Annotated in this window: 6 protein-coding genes and 1 pseudogene; 3 read left to right on the top strand and 4 right to left on the bottom strand. The window is 35.3% G+C overall.

The window, feature by feature from the left end:
- Positions 1-136: 136 nt before the first annotated feature.
- The 4 genes and pseudogenes from AFK68_RS44970 to petE all read right to left on the bottom strand — a co-directional run bounded on the left by AFK68_RS44970 (position 137) and on the right by petE (position 2,870).
- A complete protein-coding gene (locus AFK68_RS44970; RefSeq protein ID WP_371357359.1) occupies positions 137-712 on the bottom strand; it encodes a tetratricopeptide repeat protein in 576 nt (191 codons plus the stop codon).
- A gap of 17 nt (positions 713-729) precedes the next feature.
- Positions 730-1,216, bottom strand: a pseudogene (locus AFK68_RS44975) (tetratricopeptide repeat protein); the annotation flags it as partial.
- A 184-nt stretch (positions 1,217-1,400) separates the two neighbouring features.
- Positions 1,401-1,730, bottom strand: a complete 330-nt coding sequence (petJ, locus tag AFK68_RS12690) for a cytochrome c6 PetJ (RefSeq protein WP_094672992.1) — start codon at positions 1,728-1,730, stop codon at positions 1,401-1,403.
- Positions 1,731-2,468: 738 nt separating this feature from the next.
- Positions 2,469-2,870 carry a plastocyanin gene (gene petE / locus AFK68_RS12695; RefSeq protein WP_094673132.1) on the bottom strand — a complete coding sequence of 134 codons (402 nt, stop codon included), beginning with the start codon at positions 2,868-2,870 and terminating at the stop codon, positions 2,469-2,471.
- A gap of 602 nt (positions 2,871-3,472) precedes the next feature.
- On the opposite strand from petE, the gene AFK68_RS12700 reads away from it, so the two are divergent.
- The 3 genes from AFK68_RS12700 to AFK68_RS12710 form a co-directional block, all read left to right on the top strand.
- Positions 3,473-3,622: BlaI/MecI/CopY family transcriptional regulator (locus tag AFK68_RS12700; RefSeq protein ID WP_210407378.1), on the top strand; the 150-nt coding region annotated here is incomplete at its 3' end.
- Positions 3,623-3,681: 59 nt separating this feature from the next.
- Positions 3,682-4,104, top strand: coding sequence for a BlaI/MecI/CopY family transcriptional regulator (locus AFK68_RS12705; RefSeq protein WP_094673133.1), 423 nt, complete (start codon positions 3,682-3,684; stop codon positions 4,102-4,104).
- Entirely contained in the window at positions 4,104-4,949 is an 846-nt protein-coding gene (locus AFK68_RS12710; RefSeq protein WP_094673134.1) for a M56 family metallopeptidase, read from the top strand. Before AFK68_RS12705 ends, AFK68_RS12710 begins: the two co-directional genes overlap by 1 nt.
- Positions 4,950-5,490: the final 541 nt, after the last annotated feature.

Below are 5,490 nucleotides of genomic sequence, written 5' to 3' on the forward strand. Positions count from 1 at the left end.
TTATAAGAAACCGGGTTTATGGGAGGTAGATGTTAGTATGGTGAGGTATTTAGTACAAACCCGGTTTTTATGCTTTTTGATGCTGATAGATTTTTTGGAGCGCTAAAGCGCAACTACAAACAAAGACTTTAGCTTTTTAACCAATAGCAATTTGATTAGATGATAACAGCCATTTTTGTAATCCATTAATCAACGCTTGAGTGTGATGATAAGCTGCCATATTGCCTCGATCGCAAAAACACTTGGCAGCAGCTTGTAAATCTTGCATTGCTGCTTGATAAAGTCCGGACTCTTGACGCAATAACCCCCGGTTTAAATATGCTTGAGCTTCATGGGGATTAAGTTTGAGAGTTTTACTAAAGTCTGCCATTGCTGCTTCAATGTTTCCCATCTTGCTACAAACACAACCTCTGTTATAATATGCTCTGGAGTTACCAGCATCTATAGAAATAGCATAACTAAAATCTGCTTTTGCTTTGTGCATATTTTTTGACATTAAATATGCTAGACCTCTTTCATTATAAATATCTGCTTGATTAAAATTAGCATCTTGTTGAGTATTTGCTAAAATTAAGTTATAGTCTGCTATTGCTTCCTGATAATTATTCAGTTCAAAATTAGCTAATCCTCGGTTGTATAAAGCACGAAAATCATTATCGTTTTGGTTAAGCACTTGAGTATATTCTACAATTGCCTGTTGGTAATTACCGATTTCGTAGTAAGCTAAANAGTCTGCTATTGCTTCCTGATAATTATTCAGTTCAAAATTAGCTAATCCTCGGTTGTATAAAGCACGAAAATCATTATCGTTTTGGTTAAGCACTTGAGTATATTCTACAATTGCCTGTTGGTAATTACCGATTTCGTAGTAAGCTAAACCTATATTGAGATTTGCTTCTATATTTTCTGGATTAATTTTTATTGCTTCGGTGCAGTCAGCGATCGCTTGGTCATATTTTCCCAATTGAAGATAAACTAAACATCTATTACTATAAGCACTGGCAAAGTTAGAATTAAGTTCTATTGCTTTGGTAAAATTCTCAACTGCTTGCTTATAGTTTTGATTTTCAGTATGAGCTATACCTTGAGTGAAAAACTTTTTAGCATTGCCGATATCTGAGTTAGCAGTTGCAATTTTCATCGGTGGCGAGAATGACAAAAATAGGACGGTAACGACTATACCGATACTGAGCAGAAATCGATCAAATCTATTCATTTCTCACCGTATATATTTACTTCAAATAATAATATTGGGGCGAATACATAGAGCTATAGATTTATTATATCTAGCTCTAATTTTCACCCCAACTATCAAGGAATATATTATCAAGATGAGAAAGGTTTCATTTGTAAAGTTGGAAACTTTTCTCTCCTATCTTTTCCTAATTTGATATTAATTATTACCAACCTTTTTCAGCTTGATCTAGAACATAAGCTGTAACATCTTCAATGGAAGTTGCTCCAAGCCTTTTGAAAGCTGGCATAGCAGCTTTACCATTTGTTACCTGATAGATAATTTTCTCTTCACTGAACATACCCCATTTTTCTAAATCTGCTTTACTTAAAGTCTTTGTTGGGTTAATGCTATTCTTACCTCCGATATGGCAAGCTGCACAGTTACCTGTGAATATCTGCTTTCCATGAGCTATATCAGCAGCTAAAGCTGGAGGTTGTACTGCAACAACAACAAACGCTATGGCTAATAGCACAATGGATAGTAATTTTTTCATTTGTTCTCCTCTCTCAACACAAATACAGATAATGATTAAATCTGCGTTTCCTATTCTGAATTAAGTCGGGCATTACGTCAAACGACAGGCTGTCAAACATAAAAATTAAATTATAAAAATTAAATTAATGATTATCAAAAAGTTTTTTTGGAGACTGATAAGAAACCGGGTTTATATTTTTTCGGCTTTCTTTTTTAACTATTAANTTAAATCTGCGTTTCCTATTCTGAATTAAGTCGGGCATTACGTCAAACGACAGGCTGTCAAACATAAAAATTAAATTATAAAAATTAAATTAATGATTATCAAAAAGTTTTTTTGGAGACTGATAAGAAACCGGGTTTATATTAGATATTCAACAAAACTAACATTTACCCGCACAAACCCGGTTTCTGTGTTGATACTAATACTACGGAATTTGATATTATTTGTACTAAGATTTTAAGGTTACTTAATTAAAATGACTATCCTCCCCCTAAAATACTTAACTTTTAGAGAGAGGAATATTTAATAGTCTTCAATTTCAACTTTAATTAGTTAAGGGTTTTACAGTTTCCATTAACTATGAAATATCTCCAAAAATTATAAGGACGTTCTATAGAACGTCCCTAAAGTTTTTTTCCAAATAAATATTTATGATTAGGCGAAGACAGAGATATTGTTGTCATCCCTAATAACAATAAACCAAGATCAACCTAACTTAGTTTCGGTGTGTGATATATTAGTTAAGTTTTGCTATTATTCTACAACTATATGGCCAACCATACCTGCGCCACGATGAGGAGTACAGAAGAACTCATAATCACCAGGTGTAGCATCTGCTGGAATATTTACATCAAAGCTCTCTCCAGCTTTAAATGCCAATTGTTTGTGGGAAAGTGATTTTGACAGTTCTGAATCTGGTGAATTAGCAGGATTGAACATTACATTATGAGGTGCAAGCATACCATTTTTAAATGTAACTGTATCACCTGGCTTAACAGCTACTTTCTTGGGGCCAAATTGTAGTCCGCCAGCACCCATTGTTACTGTATAGTTTGCTGCTTGTGCTGGATTAGAGAATACTAGACTACCGATAACTAGACTAACTACGCAAGCTAGTAGTGCTATAGACTTGGAAAGTGAAGAGATAAAACGCATCTTTAAACTCCTGTTTTTTTTGATTATTCTGTATCTAGATGTAATTATACATTAATAAGACAGATTGTCATAGTTCATAAAAATATAGTCAAATATGACATATCTCTATGTATGCAGGCGTTACCCTGACTGGGTGAACTACAACACCACGCCAGTTGCTTCAAGTCGGGAGACCCGCCCAACGCACTGGCTTCTCTATCTCATAGTCAAAGACATTTGAGACTGCTTTTCTTTACCTCTTTGCGTGATTATCTCCCTGATTCAATTTCTNATCTAGAGGTAGCGTGTCAGTCCAGGAATTTCACCCTATTGAAGTCAGATCATTGACTCTTGAGGCTATTTGATTTTCTATAATCACAGACATTATTAAATTATCTCAACACTCACCCAAATTTCTGGAGACCATATGACTATATTTAACTATATATGACTATATTTATGTACAACCTTTATTATACTTAAATAATTTGCCAGAAGAACAAGAAATTTTTATAGCAATTGCTTGGGTTAGAAAGTCCTCAAACTCTCAAAGAGAATTTAACTTCTGACTTCCAAACTTTAGCTCTAACTAAGGAAAGCAAAAATTGAAAAACTAAAAAAATATGAGTCCTCTACCAAATTACCGTCCACAACAAATGTCCCTTGGCCCTCTGGAAACAGAAATTTTGAATATTGTTTGGGATTTAGGTTGTGCCACAGTTAAACAGGTACATGAACTTATTCTGGCTGACCCTGACCGGGAGTTAGCTTATNCTGACTTCCAAACTTTAGCTCTAACTAAGGAAAGCAAAAATTGAAAAACTAAAAAAATATGAGTCCTCTACCAAATTACCGTCCACAACAAATGTCCCTTGGCCCTCTGGAAACAGAAATTTTGAATATTGTTTGGGATTTAGGTTGTGCCACAGTTAAACAGGTACATGAACTTATTCTGGCTGACCCTGACCGGGAGTTAGCTTATACTTCAGTAACAACTGTTCTACGTCGCCTCACTCAAAAAGGTTGGTTAGTCTGTGATGAAAGTGAGCGTGCCTTTGTCTGGCGACCTTTGATTTCTCGTCGAGAAGACAAAATATTGAGAGCGCACAAACAATTAAATCAATTTCTGGAAGTAGGAAATCCTGATGTGGTGGCCGCTTTTGCCGATAGTTTAGACTCTGCTAGTATAGAACAAATAGAGGCGATCGCCGAGAAGCTAAAAGCTGTGCGCAAAGCTAGGGAGGAGGAAAAATAATGCACTTAATAATTATATTTTTGGCTCTAGGTTTAGCTTATGCTCTGAGATATGTGGATTTTTTCATTTCTCCTCATTGGTTAGTCCGTTGGCAGCGCTCTTTACTATTATTTATTTCTCCGCCCCTACTTTTAATCGCAACCTCCATTGCAGTGATTTGTATGGGGCCTGAAGGAGAAATGTTGGGATTCTCAACTGGATGGGTTAGTTATGTATTGGCCTGGGGTTTTTGCGGATGGACAGCTATTTGGGGTTTGATTTTAGGTTATCAAGGCTGGCGGTCTGTACAAAAGGTTGATGATTATCCTCAAATAAATATTAAAGGTAAGTCTGTATTTTTACTTGATAATCCAATTTTATTTAGTGCGCAAATAGGGTTTTGGAATTCTAAGTTAGTTGTTAGTAAAGGTCTTGTAGAAAGATTAAACTCCGAGCAACTTTATGCAGTTTTAAATCACGAACAAGCTCACTATTATTATCGAGATACTTTTTGGTTTTTCTGGTTAGGTTGGTTGGGAAAAATAGTTCCTTTTTTACCAAATACGGAAGTTCTATGGCAGGAACTTTTGACTCTACGAGAAATTCGTGCAGACCAGTGGGCAAAAAAACAAGTAGATGGGTTATTGTTGGCGGAGACTTTGTTATTAATGGTGAGCGATCGCTTGACTCAACCAACTAACTTTTATGCAGCATTTAGTTGTACGACTCCCCCGAACCGTTTGACGGAAAGAATTGATTACTTATTAGCAGAACCAGATTTTTCTATACAGCAAAATAATTACTGGTTTTGGAGTTGGATATTGTTGAATTTTTTACCTTTAATTAGTATGTTCTTTCATCAGTAAAAATAGGGGCGGGCTCTGAGTTAAATTAATGGTGTCAAAATTTGATGAGATGAACCCACCCCGTCTACTCCGTCGCCCACCCCAATAATCTAATGTACACTCATTAGCTGTTTCAGTACCGACACATATTCAATGATGCGTTACGACGGATTGTTAAATAGCATTCACAACAAGTAATTTTAGCCGTCTTTTCATGTCGCGCAGCGAAACGCACCCTACTAGACTTGAATTTTGTAGCTCACCAGTATGGGAATTGCTATATATATATAATTTGATACAGAAAATTGCAGATATATAAGGTATAAGTTTGAATAAAACCTGGAAATATAGGGTAGCGTCAAAAAAATAAAAGTCGTTGCTGATTTTAGGTATGAAATTGCTAAATTTATAATAGACCTCTCCGATAATTAATTTCAAACCTTTGTAATGCTTGAGTAAAAACTTAATTTCCGGAAATCGACCAAGAGAAGAAAAAAAATTCCCTTTTAACCAATCGTCTTCTTTTCAAGAAGAGGTAATTATTAATTGTTAATTGTTAATT

This window comes from Hydrocoleum sp. CS-953 (genome assembly GCF_002260545.1).
GTDB lineage: Bacteria > Cyanobacteriota > Cyanobacteriia > Cyanobacteriales > Microcoleaceae > Trichodesmium.